This is a genomic window from Corallococcus praedator (assembly GCF_003612125.1).
GTDB classification, from domain to species: Bacteria; Myxococcota; Myxococcia; order Myxococcales; family Myxococcaceae; genus Corallococcus; species Corallococcus praedator.
The window spans coordinates 1-412 of sequence record NZ_RAWI01001248.1 but is presented as its reverse complement, the minus strand read 5'-3'; the positions used below and the strand labels follow the sequence as shown (position 1 = coordinate 412).

Below are 412 nucleotides of genomic sequence, written 5' to 3'. Positions count from 1 at the left end.
GGGTGACCCAGTTGCCGTAGCTCACCGCGGAGACCTTCAGACCGCTGTTGCCGAGATACCTGAACTCCATCGTCGTCTTCCACTCCTACGTACGTCGTCGTGGGGTCAGCCGGACACCGACCCGACCTCCGACCCTACTCAGGCTCACCGACACAGCTGCGTACGCCGGCCGCCCCGAACGAGCGCCAGCGAGTGAGCCCGTCGCGAGCGGCCGTGCAGCGGAGCGCCCGGCTCTGCCTGGACGGACGAGAGAGCACGACACGCTTTTCGTCGTGCGAACGAGGAAGGAAGGCAGAGCCAATCGGCGCGCAGCGGAACAGCGAGTGACGACTAGTACGTGTCCCCGCGCTTGATCCGGGGGGCAGGGATCCGGAAGCGACGGATCTGGATCATCCGGTTCATCCCGTACATC

Annotated in this window: 1 protein-coding gene; it reads right to left on the bottom strand. The window is 65.8% G+C overall.

Annotated features, from left to right (window positions below; genetic code table 11):
• Positions 1-330: 330 nt before the first annotated feature.
• Positions 331-402: a hypothetical protein gene (locus D7Y13_RS49340; RefSeq protein ID WP_369333613.1), complete on the bottom strand. Its 72-nt coding sequence runs from the start codon at positions 400-402 to the stop codon at positions 331-333.
• Positions 403-412 lie beyond the last annotated feature (10 nt).